The 19826-nt window shown below is 70.5% G+C and carries 17 protein-coding genes and 1 pseudogene; 10 read left to right on the forward strand and 8 right to left on the reverse strand.

The features are described 5' to 3' along the window. Positions 1–7 precede the first annotated feature (7 nt). On the forward strand, positions 8–844 hold the full coding sequence (locus tag QQY66_RS04230; RefSeq protein ID WP_301987160.1) for an ABC transporter ATP-binding protein: 837 nt from the start codon (positions 8–10) through the stop codon (positions 842–844). Positions 845–859: 15 nt separating this feature from the next. On the opposite strand, the gene QQY66_RS04235 is transcribed toward QQY66_RS04230, so the two are convergent. After that, a complete protein-coding gene (locus tag QQY66_RS04235) occupies positions 860–1807 on the reverse strand; it encodes a methionyl-tRNA formyltransferase (protein ID WP_301977673.1) in 948 nt (315 codons plus the stop codon). Between the two features lie 85 nt (positions 1808–1892). Between QQY66_RS04235 and QQY66_RS04240 the strand changes: the two genes are divergently transcribed. From QQY66_RS04240 to QQY66_RS04255, 4 genes are read left to right on the forward strand one after another with little or no spacing between them, the layout of a single operon-like run. Then, positions 1893–3260: a lysine N(6)-hydroxylase/L-ornithine N(5)-oxygenase family protein gene (locus QQY66_RS04240; protein WP_301977674.1), complete on the forward strand. Its 1368-nt coding sequence runs from the start codon at positions 1893–1895 to the stop codon at positions 3258–3260. A gap of 52 nt (positions 3261–3312) precedes the next feature. Then, on the forward strand, positions 3313–5007 hold the full coding sequence (locus QQY66_RS04245; RefSeq protein WP_301977675.1) for an ABC transporter ATP-binding protein: 1695 nt from the start codon (positions 3313–3315) through the stop codon (positions 5005–5007). Then, positions 5004–6815 carry an ABC transporter ATP-binding protein gene (locus QQY66_RS04250; RefSeq protein ID WP_301977676.1) on the forward strand — a complete coding sequence of 604 codons (1812 nt, stop codon included), beginning with the start codon at positions 5004–5006 and terminating at the stop codon, positions 6813–6815. Before QQY66_RS04245 ends, QQY66_RS04250 begins: the two co-directional genes overlap by 4 nt. Beyond that, positions 6815–7876: an iron-siderophore ABC transporter substrate-binding protein gene (locus QQY66_RS04255; RefSeq protein WP_301977677.1), complete on the forward strand. Its 1062-nt coding sequence runs from the start codon at positions 6815–6817 to the stop codon at positions 7874–7876. The genes QQY66_RS04250 and QQY66_RS04255 overlap by 1 nt, the downstream gene beginning before the upstream one ends. A gap of 54 nt (positions 7877–7930) precedes the next feature. Here the strand turns inward: QQY66_RS04255 and QQY66_RS04260 are convergent, their stop codons facing one another. Next, positions 7931–8863 carry a hypothetical protein gene (locus tag QQY66_RS04260; protein ID WP_301977678.1) on the reverse strand — a complete coding sequence of 311 codons (933 nt, stop codon included), beginning with the start codon at positions 8861–8863 and terminating at the stop codon, positions 7931–7933. A gap of 152 nt (positions 8864–9015) precedes the next feature. Between QQY66_RS04260 and QQY66_RS04265 the strand changes: the two genes are divergently transcribed. Beyond that, the gene (locus QQY66_RS04265; protein WP_301987161.1) at positions 9016–11247 is read left to right on the forward strand and encodes a cation-translocating P-type ATPase; all 2232 of its coding nucleotides are present in this window, start codon (positions 9016–9018) and stop codon (positions 11245–11247) included. Between the two features lie 117 nt (positions 11248–11364). Then, positions 11365–12432 carry a glycerophosphodiester phosphodiesterase family protein gene (locus tag QQY66_RS04270; RefSeq protein ID WP_301977679.1) on the forward strand — a complete coding sequence of 356 codons (1068 nt, stop codon included), beginning with the start codon at positions 11365–11367 and terminating at the stop codon, positions 12430–12432. A gap of 3 nt (positions 12433–12435) precedes the next feature. Here QQY66_RS04270 and QQY66_RS04275 read toward each other — a convergent pair whose 3' ends face one another. After that, a complete protein-coding gene (locus QQY66_RS04275; RefSeq protein WP_301987756.1) occupies positions 12436–13206 on the reverse strand; it encodes a hypothetical protein in 771 nt (256 codons plus the stop codon). 19 nt (positions 13207–13225) lie between these two features. Beyond that, a pseudogene (locus QQY66_RS04280) lies at positions 13226–13354 on the reverse strand (DegT/DnrJ/EryC1/StrS family aminotransferase); the annotation flags it as partial. 685 nt (positions 13355–14039) lie between these two features. Here QQY66_RS04280 and QQY66_RS04285 point away from each other — a divergent pair. Together QQY66_RS04285 and QQY66_RS04290 are read left to right on the forward strand one after the other, a co-directional pair. Then, a complete protein-coding gene (locus QQY66_RS04285) occupies positions 14040–15485 on the forward strand; it encodes a glyceraldehyde-3-phosphate dehydrogenase (protein ID WP_301987162.1) in 1446 nt (481 codons plus the stop codon). Between the two features lie 96 nt (positions 15486–15581). Beyond that, positions 15582–16250: a DUF4328 domain-containing protein gene (locus QQY66_RS04290; RefSeq protein WP_301977680.1), complete on the forward strand. Its 669-nt coding sequence runs from the start codon at positions 15582–15584 to the stop codon at positions 16248–16250. Between the two features lie 88 nt (positions 16251–16338). Here QQY66_RS04290 and QQY66_RS04295 read toward each other — a convergent pair whose 3' ends face one another. The 4 genes from QQY66_RS04295 to QQY66_RS04310 all read right to left on the reverse strand — a co-directional run bounded on the left by QQY66_RS04295 (position 16339) and on the right by QQY66_RS04310 (position 19542). After that, positions 16339–16752 carry a VOC family protein gene (locus tag QQY66_RS04295; RefSeq protein ID WP_301977681.1) on the reverse strand — a complete coding sequence of 138 codons (414 nt, stop codon included), beginning with the start codon at positions 16750–16752 and terminating at the stop codon, positions 16339–16341. Positions 16753–16857: 105 nt separating this feature from the next. Next, positions 16858–17565 carry a class F sortase gene (locus QQY66_RS04300; RefSeq protein ID WP_301977682.1) on the reverse strand — a complete coding sequence of 236 codons (708 nt, stop codon included), beginning with the start codon at positions 17563–17565 and terminating at the stop codon, positions 16858–16860. A gap of 120 nt (positions 17566–17685) precedes the next feature. Further along, a complete protein-coding gene (locus QQY66_RS04305; protein WP_301977683.1) occupies positions 17686–18354 on the reverse strand; it encodes a hypothetical protein in 669 nt (222 codons plus the stop codon). Positions 18355–18762: 408 nt separating this feature from the next. Further along, on the reverse strand, positions 18763–19542 hold the full coding sequence (locus QQY66_RS04310; protein ID WP_301987163.1) for an ABC transporter ATP-binding protein: 780 nt from the start codon (positions 19540–19542) through the stop codon (positions 18763–18765). On the opposite strand from QQY66_RS04310, the gene QQY66_RS04315 reads away from it, so the two are divergent. Beyond that, on the forward strand, positions 19424–19693 hold the full coding sequence (locus QQY66_RS04315) for a hypothetical protein (protein WP_301987757.1): 270 nt from the start codon (positions 19424–19426) through the stop codon (positions 19691–19693). The genes QQY66_RS04310 and QQY66_RS04315 overlap by 119 nt on opposite strands. Positions 19694–19826: the final 133 nt, after the last annotated feature.

Here is a 19826-nt window from a genome sequence, read left to right on the forward strand (position 1 = left end):
CGACGCGCTGCCCTTGGCCGACCCGGACCTGCGGGCGAGCGGTCTGCGCCTGGCGTACGACAACCGCCTGGTGGTGGACGGCCTCGACCTGGCCGTGCCGCCCGGCCGGATCACCGCCGTCGTCGGCGCCAACGCCTGCGGCAAGTCGACGCTGCTGCGCGCCCTGGCCCGGCTGCTGGCGCCCCGCGAAGGGGCGGTCCATCTGGACGGCAGGGCGATGCACTCGATACCGACGCGGGAACTGGCGCAGCGTCTGGGCATCCTGCCGCAGAGCCCGGTGGCGCCGGAGGGCCTGACGGTCATCGACCTGGTGAACCGGGGTCGTTCACCGCACCAGACCTGGTGGCGGCAGTGGTCGAAGGCGGACGAGCAGGCCGTGCGGCAGGCGCTGACGGCGACCGGTATGACGGACCTGGCGGACCGCCCCGTCGACGAGTTGTCCGGCGGCCAGCGCCAACGGGCCTGGATCGCGATGGCCGTGGCGCAGGGCACCCCCGTCCTCCTCCTCGACGAGCCCACGACCTATCTGGACCTGGCCCACCAGATCGACGTCCTGGACCTGATCACGGACCTCAACCGGCGTGAGAACCGCACCGTCGTGATGGTCCTGCACGACCTCAACCAGGCCTGCCGCTACGCCGATCACGTGGTCGCCATGAAGAACGGCCGGATCGCCGCCGAGGGCACTCCGGCCGAGGTCATCACGGCCAAGACGGTGGCGGACGTCTTCGACCTGGACTGCCGCATCACCCTGGACCCGGTCAGCGGCACGCCGATGGTGATCCCGATGGGACGCCATCACCAGGGCGCGCCGCTGCAGCCGATGGCACAGTCGGCGGACTGAGAACGCGGGACCCCGTCAGGGCCGCGCCGTCAGATACCCGCCCATCGTGCGGAAGTACTCCGACGCCGCAAGCTCCGTCCCGTCCTCCGTCCGTACCCGCTTGACCAGGAGTCCGTGCAGCCGGCCGGTCCGCGCCTCGGCACCCGCCACCACGACCACCCCGTCTCCCTCCCGGATGAAGATGCGCCCGGGCGTGCCGCCGTAGCAGCCCTGGGACACCTCCGCCTCGACGATGCGGATGCGTTCGCCGCGATGGTGGGTGAAGGCGTTGGGGTACGGGTCGGACTGTGCGCGCACCAGCCGGTCCAGGGCCTGAGCGGGCCAGGTCCAGTCGATGCGGCTGTCCTCAAGCGAGCGCTTGTGGAAGAAGCTGGCCCTGCTGCGGTCCTGCGGAATCCAGCGCGCCCGGCCCGAGGCGATCAGGTCCAGCGACTCGTGGACCACGGGGGCGATCAGGTCGACAGTGCGGTGGAAGAGGTCGGTGACCGTGTCGCGCGGGCCCACCGGGATCGCCCGCTGCAACAGGACGTCGCCCGCGTCGAGTTCGGCGTCCATGCGGTGCGCGGTGACGCCGACCTCACGTTCGCCGTTGATGAGCGCCCAGATCAGCGGGGAGAAGCCCGCGTAGGCCGGCAGCAGCGAGTCGTGGACGTTGAGCGTGCCGTGCGTGGGGAGGTCGAAGATCTCCGGTGGGAGCACCGTGCGCCAGTTGTTGGCGACGATCAGATCGGGCTCCACGTCCCGCAGGGCGGCGCGGAGTTCGGGGTCGTCGGGGCGGTTGCGCAGCAGTACGGGGATGTCGTGCTTCTCGGCGAGTTCGGCCACCGAATCGTCCCAGATCTTCTCGTACACGTGGTCGCTCTTGGGGTGGGTGACGGCCATGACCACCTCGTGATCGGACTCCAGCAGAGCCTGGAGCGTGCGGTGCCCCCAGGTCTGATAGCCGAACATGACGACCCGCATAGTCGATCCTCTCGTAGGACACACCATTGCAAGGTAAGGCTAACCTTATTTAACATCAGTGGCGCCTAGGGGAAGGGAAGTTGCGGTGAACGCACTGCACGACGAACCTGACGCCGTCCACGACGTGCTCGGAATAGGTTTCGGACCGTCAAATCTCGCACTGGCCATAGCAATCGAGGAACACAACGTCCAAGCCGCTCCCCACGAACGGATCCGCGCCGGATTCCTGGAACGCCAGGCGAGCTTCGGCTGGCACCGCGGAATGCTCATCGACGACGCGACCATGCAGGTGTCCTTCCTGAAGGACCTGGTCACCATGCGCAATCCCACGAGCGACTTCAGCTTCCTGTGCTTCCTTCGGGAGCGCGGCAGACTGGTCGACTTCCTCAACGCGAAGACCCTGTTCCCGCTGCGGATCGAGTTCCACGAGTACTTCGAGTGGGCGGCCACCCGGGTCGCGGACCTGGTCACGTACGACGCCGAGGTCCTCGCCGTGGAACCGGTCACCGCCGAGGGCGGCGAGGTCCGCTGGTTCGACGTGGTCAGCCGCGTACCCGGCGATCCACAGCGCACGGTGGTCCGCCGCACCCGCAACATCTCGGTGGCCGTGGGCCTGGAACCCCATGTGCCGCCCGACATAGCCCTCTCGGACCGCATCTGGCACAACAGCGAACTGATCCCGCGCACCCGCGAGTTGACCGGCCGGGGCGGATCGGTGCACCGCATCCTGGTCCTCGGCGCGGGACAGAGCGGCGCCGAAGCGGTCGACTACCTGCACCGCTCCTTCCCCGACTCGGAGATCTGCGCGGTCTTCGCCAAGTACGGCTACACACCCGCCGACGACAGCCCGTTCGCCAACCGGATCTTCGACCCGGAGGCCGTGGACGTCTACTTCCAGGCGCGGCCCGAGGTGAAGCAGTCCCTGTACGACTACCACCGCAGCACCAACTACTCAGTGGTCGACATGGACTTGATCGAGTCGCTGTACGCCACCATGTACCGCGAGAAGGTCCAGGGCCACGAGCGCCTCCAGCTGCGGAACGTGTCCCGCATCCGGGACGTGCGGCAACTGCCCGACCGACTCGAGGTCACCGTCGAGTACCTCCCCACCGGAGAACGGGAGGTGATCGCCTGCGATGTGCTGGTCCACGCGACCGGCTACCGCCCGCGGGAGCTCGACCCCCTGCTGGGCCGAACCGCGAAGCTCTGCCTGCGGGACGACAACGACGCCGTACGAGTCGGACGCGACCACCGCGTGGAGGCCGCACCCGAGGTCACCGCCGGTATCTATCTGCAGGGTGCGACCGAGCACACCCACGGCCTGACTTCCACCCTTCTCTCCACGACCGCCGTACGCTCCGGCGAGATCCTCGACTCCCTGCTCACTCACCGGCGCGGGGACGCGGGCGACGCCACTGGGCAAGATTCATCAAGTCAGAGTAGCCTCACCTAAGTTTTCAGCCTGTCGAGCGATTCAACGGTCGTCCGATCCCGGAGGGGTGCGGGTGGGTCCTTCAAATCCGTCGGGACGGGACGTCCTGAGACGGTCGATCAAGGGGCAGCGGCGCGATGTCGCGCTCGGCGCGCTCCTCGGCTCGGGACACCAGGCGGGCGAGGCGCTGGTGCCGGTCCTCATCGGTGTCGTCATCGACCGCGCCGTCACGGACTCCGACACCGGCGCCCTGCTGCGGTGGCTCGCCGTCCTCGCCGTGGTCTACACGGGACTCGCGCTCAGCTACCGCTACGGCGCCTGGTCCGGCGACCGGGCCGCCGCGCAGGCCGAACACGACCTGCGCATCACCCTCGTACGACGCGTCCTTCATCCACGCGGCGGAGCGGAGGAAGGCCGCCTGCCCGGCGCGCTCGCCAACGTCGCCACCGAGGACGCCAAGCGGGTCGGCGCCGTCAACATGGCACTGATGGCGGGAATTTCGGCCCTGGCCGGCATCCTTGCCTGCGCCGTCGTCCTGTTTCGGGCGTCGGTGACACTCGGCCTGGTCGTACTGCTCGGCACGCCGGTGCTGCTGTGGCTCGGCCACCTGCTGAGCAAGCCGCTGGAGTCCCGCAGCGAGGCCGAGCAGGAACGGGCCGCGCACGCCTCGGCCGTCGCCGCCGATCTGGTGTCCGGTCTGAGGATCCTCAAGGGCATCGGCGGTGAGTCGACCGCCATCACCCGCTACCGCACCACCAGCCGCGACTCCCTCCAGGCCACCTTGAAAGCGGCCCGCGCACAGGCCTTCCAGAGCGGCATGGTGCTGACCCTGACGGGCTGTCTGATCGCCGCCGTCGCCCTCGTCGGCGGCCGGCTCGCGGCCCACGGCGACATCAGTCTGGGCCAGTTGGTGTCGGCGGTCGGGCTCGCGCTCTTCCTGCTCGGCCCGCTGGAGGTGCTCGCGTGGGTCAACGCCGAGCTCGCCCAGGGGCGCGCCTCCGCCTCCCGGATCGCGGAGGTGCTAGCCGCCCCGCACACCGTCGACGCCGGCGAGGCAGCCCTCCCCCAGCCGGTGCGCGGCGCGGTCCGGCTCAGCGGCGTCAGCCTCGGCGGGCTGCGCGACGTCGACCTGGAGGTCGCGCCCGGCGAGCTGCTCGGCGTGGTCACGACCGACCCCGCCCAGGCCACGGACCTGATGCGCGCCCTGGCCCGGCAGACCGACCCGGACTCGGGCACGGTCGAGCTGGACGGCGTACCCCTGCGGGACCTGGATCCGGCTCAGTTGCGTACGGCGATGCTGGTGGCCGAGCACGACGCCGACCTCTTCGAGGGCACCGTCCACGACAACGTCACGGCGTCCGCCCCGGACGGTGCCGATCCGGAGCCGGCGATGGCGGCGGCCGGGGTGGCGCAGGTCGCCCAGTCCCTGCCGGACGGCGCCGACACGGCGGTCAGCGAACGCGGCCGGTCCCTGTCGGGCGGGCAGCGCCAACGGGTCGCCCTGGCCCGCGCCTTGGCCGCCGACCGGCCTGTTCTGGTCGTCCACGATCCGACCACCGCGGTGGACGCGGTCACCGAGGCGGGCATCGCCACCGGAATCCGGGAGATCCGCAAGGGCCGTACGACGATCCTGGTGACCACCAGCCCCGGGCTCCTGTCGGTCACCGACCGGGTCGTGTTGCTGGAGGACGGACGGGTCTGCGACACGGCTCCGCACGCCGACCTGATACGCCGTCATGAGTCCTACCGAGCGGCGGTGGTGGCATGACCGACCCGACCCCCACCCGCGAACTGCTGCCCACGGCGACGCCGGTCCGCACCCGGGCCGCGGTCCGTGAACTCGTCCGTCCGCACCGGCGCCTGATGCTCACCGCTTTCGCCGTGATGACCGCGGCGACCGGGGTCGGGCTGCTCATCCAGCCGCTGCTCGGCCGCATCGTGGACGTGGTCGCCGAGCACCGCCCGGCCGACGACCTCACCCTGCCCGTCGTCCTGCTGGTGCTGGTCGCCGTCGTGCAGGGCGGCGCCACCACGCTCGGTCTGTCACTGGTCTCCCGGCTCGGCGAGACGGTACTGGCGCAGTTGCGCGAACGGTTCGTGGAGCGGGCCCTGCGACTGCCCCTGGAACAGGTGGAGAAGGCAGGCTCCGGAGATCTCAACGCCCGGGTCACCCGGGACGTCTCGGTGGTCGGCGAGGCGGTGCGCAACGCGCTGCCCGAACTGGCCCGCTCCCTGCTGGCCATCGTGCTGACCCTGGCCGCGATGGCGGCGCTGGACTGGCGGTTCCTGCTGGCGGCCCTGCTCGCCGTGCCCGTCCAGGCGGGGACCGCACGCTGGTACGTACGCCATGCCGTCCCCCTCTACGCCGAGCAGCGCATCGCCATGGGGTCCCAGCAACAGCAGCTCCTGGACACCATCGCGGGCGCCGCAACGGTACGGGCGTTCCGGATGGAGGAGCAGCACGCCGCACACGTGACCAAGCGCTCCTCGGCCGCGGTGGCGCTGACCATGCGCGGGGTGCGGCTGGTGCTCGACTTCTACAACCGGCTGCACATCGCCGAGTACACCGGCCTCGCCGCCGTCCTCGTCACCGGCTTCCTGCTGGTGCGCGGCGACTCCGTATCCATCGGCACCGCCACGGCTGCCGCGCTCTACTTCCACAGTCTGTTCACCCCCATCAACTCGGCCCTCGTCCTGCTGGACGACGCCCAGTCGGCGACGGCGGCGCTCGCCCGGCTGGTCGGGGTCGCGGACGGACCGGCGACCGAGGCATCAACCGGAGCACCGAGTCCGTACGACCGTCCCGAGTCCGGCGCGGTGACGGTGACGGGCGTCCATCACGCGTACGAGCCCGGCCGTCCCGTCCTGCACGACGTGCACCTCACCCTCGCGGCCGGCGAACGCGTCGCCCTCGTCGGCGCGAGCGGCGCGGGCAAGACGACGCTGGCCAAGCTGATCGCGGGCGTGCACCGGCCGACCGCCGGCTCGGTACAGCTGAACGCTCCCACCGACGGCCTGCCCGTGGCCCTGGTGACCCAGGAGACACATGTCTTCGCCGGGCCGCTCGCCGACGATCTGCGCCTGGCGCGCGCCGACGCCACGGACCAGGACCTGCGCGCGGCACTCGCCAAGGTGGATGCGCTGGACTGGGCCGAGGCGCTGCCGGAGGGTCTGGCCACCGTCGTCGGCGAGGGCGGACACCGCCTCACCGCCGCCCAGGTGCAGCAACTGGCCCTGGCCCGGCTGGTCCTGGCCGATCCGCCGGTGGCCGTGCTCGACGAGGCCACGGCCGAGGCGGGCAGCACCGGCGCCCGCCTGCTGGAGAAGGCGGCGGAGCGGGCGATCGAGCACCGCACCGCGCTCGTCGTCGCCCACCGCCTCACCCAGGCCGCCGACGCGGACCGGATCGTCGTCATGGACGGCGGCCGGATCGTGCAGAGCGGAACCCACGACGAACTGTGCGCGACCGCGGGCCCCTACGCCTCCCTGTGGCAGGCGTGGTCCGGCACCCGCACACCCGTCGACGAGCCCCCCACGCCCCGTCCCAGCACCGACACAACCAAGAAGGACCATTGATGCTCGGCTCTCTCAGAGGCACCCGGCTCGCCGCGGCACTCGCCTCCGCGCTGCTCCTCTTCGTCACGGTCACGGCCTGCGGATCCGACGACGGCTCCGACACGGCGGGCTCGGAAGCCACCGGGTCCTCGAGCACCGCTTTCCCGGTGACCGTCCCGCACAAGTACGGCAGTACGACCATCAAGTCCGAGCCGAAGCGGATCGTCACGGTCGGTCTGACCGACCAGGACGCCGTGCTCGCGCTGGGCAAGGTGCCCGTGGGCACGACCGAGTGGCTCGGCGGCTACAAGGGCGCGATCGGCCCCTGGGCCACGGACAAGCTGGGCAGCGCGGCGGCCCCGACGGTCCTCAAGGACACCGGCACCGGCCCGCAGACGGAGAAGATCGCCGCGCTCAACCCGGACCTGATCCTCGCCGTCTACGGCGGCCTGACCAAGGAGCAGTACGACACCCTGTCGAAGTTCGCCCCGGTGGTCGCCCAGCCCAAGGAGTACAACGACTTCGGCGTGCCGTGGCAGAACCAGACCGAGATCATCGGCAAGGCGCTCGGCCAGGAGGCCAAGGCCAAGGACCTCGTCGCGGGCGTCGAGACCGACTTCAAGAAGGCGACCGACGAACACCCGGAGTTCGCCAAGTCCAGCGCCGTGATGGCGACGCCGTACGAGGGCATCTTCGTCTTCGGCAGCCAGGACCCGCGCTCGCGTCTGCTCACGGACCTCGGCTTCACCCTGCCCAAGGACCTGGACAAGGTCATCGGTGACGAGTTCGGTGCCAACATCAGCAAGGAGCGCACCGACCTGCTGGACACCGACGCGATCGTCTGGATCGTCTCCGACACCGCCAAGGACAAGGCCGAGCTGCGCAAGGACTCCCTGTACGCCGATCTGACGGTGGCGAAGGAGGACCGTGAGGTCTTCGTCAAGGAGAGCAGCGACTACGGCAACTCGGTCTCCTTCGTGACGGTGCTGAGCCTGCCCTACATGCTCGAGCGTCTGGTGCCGCAGCTCGCCGCGGCGGTCGACGGAGAGACCTCGACGAAGGTGACCGAGCCGACGTCCTGACGCTCCACCCGGACATGCGTGGAGGCCGGTCGCAGCAGCCGACCGGCCTCCGTCTCAGTGCCCGTGCCCTTCTGCTTCTTCGTGCGCGGGCTCTTCCGCCGTCGCCTGTCCGGCGTGGACCGTGAAGGCCGCGGTGTGGACGGTGCCCTCGTGCTTGAAGTCGAGGAACAGCCGGTAGGTCCCGCTGCTCGGTGCCGTGGCCGAGAAGGAGATGTTGGGGCCCGGCTTCGTCGAGGTGTTGGGGTGCACATGGAGGTAGGCGAGGTCGCCGGAGCGCAGGGCGACCAGATGGCCGTAGGCACCCAGGTAGGGCTGGAGGTCGGTGACCGGCCTGCCCTTGCGGGACACCGTCAGCTTCAGCTCGCTCTCGGTGCTCGGGCGCAGGCCGCCGGACAGCTCGACCTCGTAGCCGTCGACCCTCGCGGTGTCGCTGGGCGCGGGCAGTGGCTTCGGCTCATAGGGGCCCGCTGCCGCCAGGTCCGCGCCGAGGGTGAGGTTCTCCGCGCCCTTCTTCGCCGGGGTGAAGTCGGCGAAGACGCGGTAGCCACCCGCGCGGGGCAGTTCGACGGGGATGCTCCAGGTGCCGTCGGCGGCGCGGGTGGGGTGCAGACGGCGGTAGGTGATCAGGTCGCGTGAGGCCACGATGAGGTGCAGTTCCTTGTCGTGCTCGCGCCGGTAGGCGGTGACGGCGTCGCCGCCGGCGTCCCGGATCGTGAAGCGCAGCTCGCTCCGCTCCCCGGCGGTGACGCGCGGGGTCTTCAGGTCGAGGGTGTAGCCGCCTTCGGAGATCTGCAGTCCGCCGGCCGGTGCCGCTTCATGCCCGCCGTGGTCGTCCCCTCCCTCCGTTGCCGCTTCGGTGTGCGTGTCGTGCCGCGCGGGCGGGCGGTCTTCTACGACCGGGGCGACACCCTGGCCCACGCCGTAGGCGGTGCCGAAGGTGGCGGCCAGCGCGGCGGCGAATGCGGTGAGCTTCAGTGCGGTGCGCATGGTGTTCTCCGATCTCCGGGCTTCTCTGCGATCGACCATACCCCCAGGGGGTATGAAGTCAAGGCTTCGACGCGCTTTACTCTTGATACCCCGCAGGGGTATACATGACGACGGAAGAAGGATACCCCGACCCCGTATGCAGTCCAGGAGCGATGATGGCCAGTAACCAGGTCGAACTCGTCATCGGCGGCATGACCTGCGCCTCGTGCGCGGCACGCGTCGAGAAGAAGCTCAACCGCATGGACGGGGTCACGGCCACCGTCAACTACGCCACCGAGAAGGCCAGGGTCAGCTACACCGGTGAGGTCTCCGTCCCGGAGCTGATAGCCACGGTCGAGGCGACGGGGTACACCGCGCAGGAGCCCGCGCGGGCCGACCCCGAGCCCGAGCAGACCGACCATGAGCTCCGATCCCTCCGGCAGCGGCTGCTCACCTCGGTCGCGCTCGCCGTCCCCGTGATCGCGATGGCCATGATTCCCGCCCTGCAGTTCGAGAACTGGCAATGGCTTTCCCTGACGCTGGCGGCGCCCGTCGTGACGTACGCCGGATGGCCCTTCCATCAGGCGGCGCTGACCAATGCCCGCCATGGTGCGGCCACGATGGACACGCTGATCTCGGTGGGTACGTCGGCGGCGTTCCTGTGGTCGCTGTGGGCGCTGTTCTTCGGGACCGCGGGCACGCCAGGGATGACGCATCCCTTCGAGCTGACCATCGCCCGCGGAGACGGCGCCGGGAACATCTACCTGGAGGCCGCGGCCGGCGTCACCATGTTCATCCTGGCCGGGCGCTACTTCGAGGCCCGCTCGAAGCGCAAGGCGGGAGCCGCTCTCAAGGCGCTGCTGGAGCTGGGTGCGAAGGACGTCACCGTGCTGCGCCCGGACGGCCGCGAACAGACCGTCCCCGTCGCCGAGTTGACGGTCGGCGACCGCTTCCTGGTGCGTCCCGGCGAGAAGATCGCCACTGACGGGACGGTCGTCGAGGGCTCCTCCGCCATCGACGCGTCCATGCTCACCGGCGAGTCCGTGCCGGTTGAGGTGTCCCAGGGCGATCCGGTCACCGGCGCCACGGTCAACGCGGGCGGGCGGCTCGTCGTCGAGGCCGTACGGGTCGGCGCGGACACCCAGCTCGCCCGGATGGCCAAGCTGGTGGAGGACGCGCAGAACGGGAAGGCCGCCGCGCAGCGGCTCGCGGACCGGATCTCCGCCGTGTTCGTGCCGGTCGTGATCGCCCTGGCCCTGGGCACCCTCGGCTTCTGGCTGGGCAACGGCGCCGGGCTGACGGCCGCGTTCACGGCCGCCGTCGCAGTCCTGATCATCGCCTGCCCGTGCGCCCTGGGTCTCGCCACCCCGACCGCGCTGCTGGTCGGCACGGGCCGGGGCGCCCAGCTCGGCATCCTGATCAAGGGTCCTGAGGTGCTGGAGTCCACCCGCAAGGTCGACACCGTCGTCCTCGACAAGACGGGCACGGTCACCACCGGCCGGATGACGCTGCTCGCCGTGCACACCGCCGATGGAGGCGACGAGTCCGAAGTCCTGCGGCTGGCGGGCGCGTTGGAGCACGCCTCCGAGCACCCGATCGCCCGAGCCGTGGCCGACGGAGCACTGGAGAAGCTGGGCGCGCTGCCCACGCCCGAGGACTTCGCGAACGTGCCCGGTCTGGGCGTGCAGGGCGTCGTCGACGGCCACGCCGTCCTCGTCGGGCGGGAACGGCTGCTCGCCGACTGGGCGCTGGAGCTGCCCGAGGAGCTGAAGCGGGCCAAGTCCGAGGCCGAGGCGGCCGGGCGCACCGCGATCGCCGTCGCCTGGGACGGGGAGGCGCGGGCGGTCCTCGAAGTCGCCGACGCGGTCAAGGAGACCAGCCCGGAGGCGATCGAGCGGCTGCGCGGCCTCGGTCTGACCCCGATCCTGCTGACCGGAGACAACCGGACCGTGGCCGAGTCGGTCGCACGCCAGGTCGGCATCGCGCCCGAGGACGTGTTCGCCGAGGTACTGCCGCAGGACAAGGCCGCCGTCGTCAAGCGCCTTCAGAGCGAGGGCCGTTCGGTCGCCATGGTCGGTGACGGCGTCAACGACGCGGCCGCGCTCGCGCAGGCCGACCTGGGACTGGCCATGGGTACCGGCACCGATGCGGCGATCGAGGCGAGCGACCTGACGCTCGTACGAGGCGATCTGCGGGCCGCCGCCGACGCCGTCCGGCTGGCCCGACGGACCCTCGGCACCATCCGGTCCAACCTGTTCTGGGCCTTCGCCTACAACCTGGCCGCCCTGCCGCTCGCCGCGGCCGGACTGCTCAACCCGATGATCGCCGGCGGAACCATGGCGTTGTCCTCGGTGTTCGTCGTCGCCAACTCCCTGCGCCTGCGCACTTTCAGGCCCCTGGGGTGACGTGCCGTCGCGTTCCTCCAGCGTTCACAGCCCCCTCACACCCAGGTCGTCGTACGCTCCCCAGGGCCGCACTAGCGTCTTCGGGTCGCCCCCGAACCGAACAAGAGTGAGGTTTCGATGTCCTCAAGGCATGTCCTCGCCGGCCTGGCCCTGGTGCCGGCGCTCGCCTTCCCGGCGGCCGCTCACGCGACGACGGCGCACACCTCCGGGGGGTTGCACCACAAGCCCTCCTTCGACCTCCAGGCGCACCGCGGCGGCATCGGCATGACGACCGAGTCGTCCCTGGAGGGCTTCGGCAAGGCCCTGCGCCTGGGTGTGTCCACGCTGGAGCTGGACACCCAGATCACCAAGGACAAGAAGGTCGTCGTCACCCACGACCGGCAGGTCAGCGCCCAGAAGTGCAAGGACACCGCGCCGCTCACGCCGGGCGACCCGATGTACCCGTACGTCGGCAAGTACATCAAGGACCTGACACTGGCCCAGGTCAAGACCATGGACTGCGGCTACCAGCAGCTGCCCGGCTTCCCCGAGCAGGAGCAGATCAAGGGCCAGAAGATGGTCGAGCTCCGGGACGTCCTGAACCTGGTCAAGCGCTACAAGGCCCGGCAGGTCACCCTGAACGTCGAGACGAAGGTCGAGGCGGGCGCCCCCGAACAGACCGCGCCGCGCGAGCTGTTCGTGCGCCGGGTCTACGAGGAGATCCACCGCTCCGGCATCGAGCGCCAGGTCACCATCCAGTCCTTCGACTGGGGCGCCCTCAAGGCGATGCACAAGCTCGCGCCGAGGTGGCCACTGGTGGCCCTGACCAACTACGACTTCCTCCAGGTCGGCAAGGACGGCGCCTCCCCCTGGCTCGGCGGGATCGACGCCGACGACTACGACGGCGACTTCGTGAAGGCCGCCGACAGCATCGCCGGAGTCACCACCCTCTCCCCCAACTACGGCTTCCCGCAGAGCGGCAAGGTCGACGACCCGGGCTTCCGCTTCTACGCCGATCAGGCCATGGTCGACGCGGCGCACGCCCGGGGCCTGAAGGTCGTCCCGTGGACCTGCGACGACCCGGCGACCGTGGAAGCGCTGATGGACTTCGGGATCGACGGCATCATCACCAACTACCCCGACCGGGTACGGGAGATCATGGCCGAGCGCGGTATGCGGCTGCCCAAGGCGTACGGGCCCCGCTGATCGTCACGGTGGCGGGACCGGGGCATGTTCCCGGTCCCGTATCACGGGGAGTGCGGCTGTCGCCCGTTCCCTTGTCAGGGCTCCCGTGATCCTGCGGGCCAGGAGCGGGTCGGCCGGGAGGACGTGGGAGGCGAACCAGCGGGCGGCCGACGGGTCGGGGGACGGTTCGGCGAACTCCGCTCCCGCGTAGTCGTCGAGCGGCGGTTCGTAGACGTATCCGCAGACCATGCCGTTGGCGCACCAGACGTTCCACGAGGGCGTCGCGCTCATGGACCAGGAGCGGGACGCGGAACAGGGGCGGAGGTCCGTCGTGTGCCGCGCAGTCGCGCACCGCCCGGGACGCCCAGGCGGTTCCCGACAGCAGCGAGACACCGGCCCTGCGCCGGGTGAGGTCGTCGTCGAGCCGGGCCAGCCGCAGCACCAACTGCCCGCGGACGAAGGCTCCGTGGCGGTCCCGGAAGCCGTGCAGGTCGACGCGGACCCATCGCTCGTACGCGGCCAGGCTCGGCGCCTGACGTGCGCAGCCGGCAGCCGCGGGGCGTGCAGGGCCGTCCGGAACGCGTCGCGCTCCAGCAGCCCGAGGCGCCGCATCGCGCGCCACACCGGACGCACCAGATGCAGGGCGCGGACGGAGGAACGCGCGAGCGGTCGCAGCGTGACGGCCAGGTCGGCGCGCAGGCGACCCGGCACCAGGAGGTCGTCGCGCAGCAGCTCCAGCTCCCGGCGGGTGCGCGTCCTCGACGGCGAGGAATCCCCCGGCCGTCGCCGCGACATGCTTGGACAGGCTGAACGCGGACGCCTGACCGAAGGTGCCGATCCGCTGCCCGCCCACATGCGTGCCGATCGCGTGCGCCGTGTCCTCGATCAGCGGGATCCCCAACTGCTCGCAGCGGCGGCGCAGTTCGACGACCTGGTCCGGCATGCCGTACAGATTGGTGATCAGGACGGCGTCGATGTTCCGCCAGGTCGACTCCGGTACGGCGGCCGGGCCGGTGCAGGCCGGCCGCGAGGACAACGAAGAGGATCACGTCGTCGTTCACCGGTGACATCAGCACCCGTCCACCCGGGCGGCACCAGCGCCGCAGTGCCAGACAGAGAGCCAGCCGTGCCGAGGGCGTGTAGACGCATGCGCGTCCGAGTCGCCGTGTCATCATCGCGGCGAGCCGCGATCCGTACGGCATCGTCACCTGCTTCCGTCGAGGGGCCGTCGAACGGCCGCAGAAGGTCGTACGAAAGGGCGCGGTGCGCTCAGGCAAGCGCGTCGAGGAACGGGTTGGCGCAGTCGGGCGACTCGTCCATCGCCTCGTGCCAGGCCCGGCGCAGCGAAGGGCTCAGCTCTTCAGGTCTGTGAATGGTGATGTCCTGCTGCTCTTCGTGGATCGCACGGGCGACCCCTCCCCCGGTTCCCCCCTGACGCGGTCTCCGCGCCCTGCCCCCCCCTCGAACCGTCCGGCAGGGATCAAACGTCGCGAAACAGCACGCACCCTGTCAAGGGTGCCCACTGCAAAGGAACGGTACGTACCGGATACCCGTCGACCCGCCTCCGTTGATCGAATGAGTGTGCCGTTACCATCTGAGCGCTACCTAGCTCGAAAGAGATGGATCCTGTGACTGTCAACGAGGACTCGTTCACCAACTGGAAGAACCGCGAGGAGATCGCGGAGTCGATGATCCCGGTCATCGGGAAGCTGCACCGCGAGCGGGACGTGACCGTCCTGCTGCACAGCCGCTCCCTGGTGAACAAGTCGGTGGTGAGCATCCTCAAGACGCACCGCTTCGCCCGGCAGATCGCCGGCGAGGAACTGTCGGTCACGGACACCCTGCCGTTCCTGCACGCCATCACCGCGCTCGATCTCGGCCCCTCGCAGATCGACCTCGGCATGCTGGCGGAGACGTACCGGGCCGACGACCGGGGTCTGTCGGTGGCCGAGTTCACCGCCGAGGCCGTCGCCGGCGCGACGGGGGCCAACAAGATCGAGCGCCGTGAGCCGCGTGACGTCGTCCTCTACGGCTTCGGCCGTATCGGCCGCCTCGTCGCCCGGCTGCTGATCGAGAAGGCCGGCTCCGGCAACGGACTGCGGCTGCGCGCCGTGGTCGTGCGCCAGGGCGGCGAGCAGGACATCGTCAAACGCGCCTCGCTGCTGCGCCGCGACTCCATCCACGGCCAGTTCCAGGGCACGATCACCGTCGACGAGGCGAACAGCACGATCATCGCCAACGGCAACGCGATCAAGGTGATCTACGCGAGCGACCCGTCCGAGGTCGACTACACGGTGTACGGCATCAAGGACGCCATCCTCATCGACAACACCGGCAAGTGGCGAGACCGCGAGGGCCTGTCCCAGCATCTGCGCCCCGGCATCGACAAGGTCGTGCTGACCGCGCCGGGCAAGGGCGACGTCCCGAACATCGTGCACGGCGTCAACCACGACACGATCAAGCCGGACGAGCAGATCCTGTCCTGCGCCTCCTGCACCACCAACGCGATCGTCCCGCCGCTGAAGGCCATGGCCGACGAGTACGGCGTGCTGCGCGGCCACGTGGAGACCGTCCACTCGTTCACGAACGACCAGAACCTGCTGGACAATTACCACAAGGCCGACCGGCGTGGCCGCTCCGCGCCGCTCAACATGGTGATCACCGAGACGGGCGCCGCCTCCGCCGTCGCCAAGGCGCTGCCCGACCTCAAGGCCCCGATCACCGGCAGCTCGATCCGCGTCCCGGTCCCGGACGTCTCGATCGCCATCCTCAGCCTGCGGCTCGGCCGCGAGACCACCCGCGAGGAGGTCCTCGATCACCTCCGCGATGTCTCGCTCACCTCGCCCCTGCGGCGCCAGATCGACTTCACGAACGCCCCCGACGCCGTCTCCAGCGACTTCATCGGCTCCCGACACGCCTCGATCGTCGACGCCGGCGCCACGAAGGTCGACGGCGACAACGCGATCCTCTACCTCTGGTACGACAACGAGTTCGGCTACTCCTGCCAGGTCATCCGCGTCGTCCAGCACGTCTCCGGCGTGGAGTACCCGACCTACCCGGCCATGGCGGTCTGACCACCCGTCTTTGTGACAGTGCCGTGTCGGGTTGCGCACGGCACTGTCACTCTGGGTATCTGGCATGCGCGGCGGACCGCCCGGCAGGATGGCCGGGTGAAAGATCAAATAGCCCGGTCGGCCCTGCGCCCGGTCCGCGGAACCGCCCTTTGCGCCGTCGCCGCCCTCGTCCTCGTCGGTATGGCCTGGACGGCCCGAGCCGTCTGGCAGATCCGGCTCGCGACAGCGGGACAGCCGTCTTCCGGACCACCGGACCAGGGCGACGGCCAACACCGTCCGCTGACCGGCCTCGAGGACGCTTACCACATCGTCAGTTCCCTGGGAGACGCGGCCACGGTGGTCTGCGCCATCGCCTTCATCACCTGGCTGTGGCGCGTCCGGGACAACGCCTACGCCCTTTCGGCACAGCGGCCTCGCTACTCCTCGCCGTGGGTCTACCTCGGCTGGATCATCCCGATCGCGAACCTGTGGATTCCCCGCGCCCTCGTCGCCGACATCCACCGCACCGGCGCCCCGGAACAGCCGCTGCCGCGTGTCGTGAACTGGTGGTGGGCACTGTGGCTGGTCGGGATGGTCAGCGGGGTGGGGCTGATGTACACCGACTCCACGGACGAGGTCATCGCGCGTGCCTACTCCGATGTCGGGCTGCTGCTGGCGGCCGACGCGGCCATGGTGGGTGCGGCCGTGGCGGGCGCCCTGATGGTCCGTGCTCTCACTTCGGCGCAGGAGGACCGCCGGGCTGCCGGAGTCGCCGCGCTCCAGTGAGCCGAGGCTTGAGTCGGCACGGGAGTCGCCCCACCGGTACGCCCGCCGACGGCCCCCTACAGAGGGGCCCGTCGGCGGGCGGCTGCGGTCAGCTGCTGTGCTGGACGATGTCGACCATCCACGGGATGCCGAAGCGGTCCGTGCACATCCCGAAGATGTCGCCCCACATCTGCTTCTCGAACGGCACGGACACGGTGCCGCCGTCGGACAGCTTCTCCCAGTACCCGCGCAGCTCGGCGTCGTCGTCGCCGCTCAGGCTCACGGAGAAGTTGGTGCCCGGGTTGTTCGGCATCCCGGGCGGGGCGTCGGCGCCCATCAGGGTGAAGCCGCTCGGGGTCTCCAGCATGCCGTGCATGATCTTGTCGGCGTTCGGCGCGTCCGACTGCCCGAACTCGCCGTAGGTGTTGAGCTTCAGCGTGCCGCCGAAGACCTCCTTGTAGAACTCCAACGCCTGCCTGGCGTCGCCGTCGAAGCTGAGGTACGGGTTGAGGCGCGAGGCCATGGATCCTCCCGGAAATGTGGCTGAAAGCCGGTGCCAAGGACACTAGCGCGCGGCACTGACAACGGCCCGTCCCGCAGGCCCACATGGAGCACACACGGGCCGACGTCAGACGAGGTGAGCGAAGACGACGAGGTTCTCCGTGTAGTCCTTGGCGCTGCGGTCGTAGTCCCCGGCGCAGGTGATGAGGCGCACCTGGGCCTGCGGGGTGTCGGCGTACACCCGCTCGTCGGGGAAGCTGTCCTTCTCGAAGGTCTCCACGCTGTCGACCACGAACGTCGCAACGCGCCGGTCGGCTCGCTTCACCCGGAACCGGTCGCCCTTCTCCAGCTCGCCGAGTTCCGCGAACACGGCCGGAGAGGTCGCCGTGTCCACATGCCCGGCGATGATCGACGTACCCGCCTCCCCCGGGGACACCCCCTCGGCGTACCAGCCCACGAGATTGACCTCGTCCGCGGGCGGGGCATCGAGCTGTCCCGAGCGGCCGATGGCGAGGGGGGTGAAGGGCGCGTCGACCGAGATCTTCGGGATGCGCAGACGGATCGGCCTGGACCGCGGCAGGTGCTTTCCGGCTCGGAGGGACTCCGACGAGGACGAGGACGAGGGCGGGGGCGGGGGCGGGGGCGAGGACGATGTGGCGGCCGGTGCGGCATGGTGCGCGTGTCCGGTGCCGGACGGCTCGTCCTCACCGCCGAACAGGCTCACTGCCACGACGACCAGGGCAACCCCACTCCAGAAGATCGTCGCGAGTCTGCGGGATCCCAGCCACGCGGGCGCCGTTTCGGCGTCGGTAGGGGAAGGAGGGCTGGCTGCCATCGGACACCACCTCACTCGGGCACGGCAGCGGACTCATCTCGCGGGAAGGGCGAGCCGGGCCGCCGCGACGCGAGGGGGACGTGCGGCGGCCTCGGCGGTCATGTCGTCGGCATCGGACAGTCAGGCCGCGCCCTCGGGGGCCTTCTTGCGCCGCAGCGCGTACATGCCGGTACCGGCCACGCCCAGCATGGCCAGCCCGGCGGCCGTCACGCCCGGCGAGGCGAGCGCGCCGCCGCCGGTGTGCACGCCGCCGCGCGGCTTGTGGTGGTCGGACTTCCCGGACTCCTCGTGGTGCTCGCCGCGCCCCGACTCGTGGTCGTGCTCGTCGTGCCCCGACTCCCGGCCGTGATCGTTGTGATCGCCGTGCCCCGACTCCCGGCCGTGATCGTTGTGATCGACGTGCCCCGACTCCCGGCCGTGATCGCTGTGCTCCGAGTCGTGGTCGTGCTCACCGTCGTGCCGGTGGCCCCAGGAGTCCTCATCGCTCCGGCCATGGTCGTCCCGGTAGGTCTGCGGGTCGTGCTTGGGGTCCCTGGCCGTGCCCCAGTCGTCCTGGTTCACCAGGGCCAGCGCTCCGCCACCCGTGTGCATCCCGCCGCGCGGCATGTCGTGCCTGCTGTCCTTGTCGTGCTTCTTGCCGTAGGAAGAGTCTTCGTCGTGGTCCTTCTCCTTGCCGTAGGAGGAGTCGTCGCGGTCCCACTCACCCGTCGAGTCGGCGTAGGCGGGTGCGGCGATCGCGAGCGCGGCCGTGGCCGCGGCAGTCGCGACCAGCATGCGTGCAGAGCGCATCTGTGATTCCTTCCGTCACACCCGGGCAGCTGACGCTTCGCCAGCTGGGTGACCCGGCCTTGACGTGATCCACGGTCAGCCGAACCGGACCGTCCCACCATTCGAGGCGATCACACGGGTTACCCCCGCACCCCGGACGGCGGCATCCCGGACGCGCCCTCGCCCACCGGCCGCCGGGCCCTACAGCCGGGCTTCGGCCGGGTCCCAGCCCTGGCGGGGCACCGAAGCGAGGAGACGCCGGGTGCACGCGTGCTCGGGGCGCTCAGCACGCTCGAGGTCGGGCCCTGCTCGATCACGACACCCCGGCGCATCACCACGGTCTCGTCGGTGATGAGAGCCGGTCGCCGTCCGGCAGCCGGTAGGTCTTGCGCACGGCGTCGACGACGAGCAGGGGCGTGAGGATTTCCGTCACCGTGTACTCCCGGTGGCCTGCGCGGCCGGATCGAGCTGGTCGGACTGGGCAGGGACATCGAGGTCCGGCAGGTCGGGCAGACGGCGGCACGCTGCCACGCCGCCGCCCGGGACCGGGAGCGGCTCCGGCTGCCAGGTGTCGCAGGGCGGTTCGGCGCGTGCGCGCCGGGGGGCGAAGGGGCAGCCGGGGAACGTGTCCGCGAGCGATGGCGGGCGGCCGGGGATCGGGGCCAGGGGGCGGGTCGACTCGCCCAGCTCGGGTGAGCACGCCGGCAGCCCGCGGGTGTAGGGGTGCCGGGCGTCGGAGAAGAGACGGTGCGCCTCCTGCTCCTCGGCGACGCGGCCCGCGTACATGACGTACACGCGGTCGCAGTAGGCGGCGGCCAGGTGCAGGTCGTGGGTGATGAACAGCAGCCCCAGGTCGCGCTGCTCGCGCAGGGTGTGCAGCAGGGCGAGGATGTCGGCCTGTGTGGTGACGTCCAGCGCGCTGGTGGCCTCGTCGGCCAGCAGCAGCGCGGGCTCGGTGGCGAGGGCGCCGGCGATGACGACGCGCTGCAGCATGCCGCCGGACAGTTCATGGGGATGCTGCCGGACGTGTCGTTCGGGGTCCGGCAGGCCTACGGCGTCGAGGAGTAAGGCCCTGGAACGAGCGGTCACGGTGCTGGCCGAGTCCCGCGAGGTGCTCTGCTGCGGAGTGGCCGCCTGCGAACTGGCGGCACGCCACCTGGCCCGCTCCCTCGGACGCGTCGGACGCCGGGCCCGCTTCGTCGGAGACACCGGCGTCGCCCTCGCCGACGCGCTGCTCGCCCTCGGCCAGGGCGACGCCGTCGTGATCTTCCAGCCGGGACGGGAGCTGTCCGAACTCACCGTGCTGGTCGAACGGGCCCGGGCGGTCGGCGCCAGGTCGTCTTCGTCACCGACGAACTGAGCGAGGCCTTCGGAGACCGCGTCGACTCGGTCCTCCTCGCCCCCTACACCCCGACCGGAAGCACCAATGACGTGCTCACCGGCCTCGTCATCTGGGACGTCTTCCTGCTCGCCCTCACCACGCTCGACGAGAC

It is taken from the genome of Streptomyces sp. DG2A-72, from assembly GCF_030499575.1.
Classification (GTDB): domain Bacteria; phylum Actinomycetota; class Actinomycetes; order Streptomycetales; family Streptomycetaceae; genus Streptomyces.